The following is a 527-nucleotide window of genomic DNA, read 5'->3' as shown; positions in this document are numbered from 1 at the left end:
ACCGCCAAGCCCTTGAAGAAGTACTTTGTGGCTTGAAAATAGTCCTCCCAAAATTCAACAAAGCCGCCTTCGCTGGAAATTGTGTAATTCCAGACGGTCTTCTTTCTGGCCCCCCACCAAAAAAAACTTGCGAACATAGGAAGAGCGGTAGCGGACCGCGTAAGGGAATCACGAATAGAAGACTCATCCATAAATAGAAGAATCCACAAGTAGATACCCCATGCCATTACAGCTACAGAACCGAATGCTATATCACCCGGAAGCATCCAATGAGAGTGGGCTTTAATCCTCCATTTCATTAGGATTGGCATTTTTACGATTGAAGCAATTGCCGCGGCCTTTAGCGTGGGCTCATCAGCGGCAGAAACAGTCTTCTTTTCTATATCACTCACGAAAGTGGCCTTCTTTATATTCCACGTCGCCAGGCGCGTATTTCCTGCACAAGGCCAGGAAATCATCAATCTGGTCTTTTGGCAGGAACACCTGGACGTACAAATAGTTTTCCCAAAAAGGGAGGTCCGGGTTGT

At 46.7% G+C, this 527-nt stretch carries 1 pseudogene; it reads right to left on the bottom strand.

The annotated features are described in order from the left end of the window. Positions 1-392, bottom strand: a pseudogene (locus ACYASS_RS19185) (hypothetical protein); the annotation flags it as partial. Positions 393-527 lie beyond the last annotated feature (135 nt).

Source organism: Pseudomonas sp. HP_14 (genome assembly GCF_055283875.1).
Note: the sequence above shows the minus strand (reverse complement) of the source record. Positions and strands in the feature narration are given on the sequence as shown.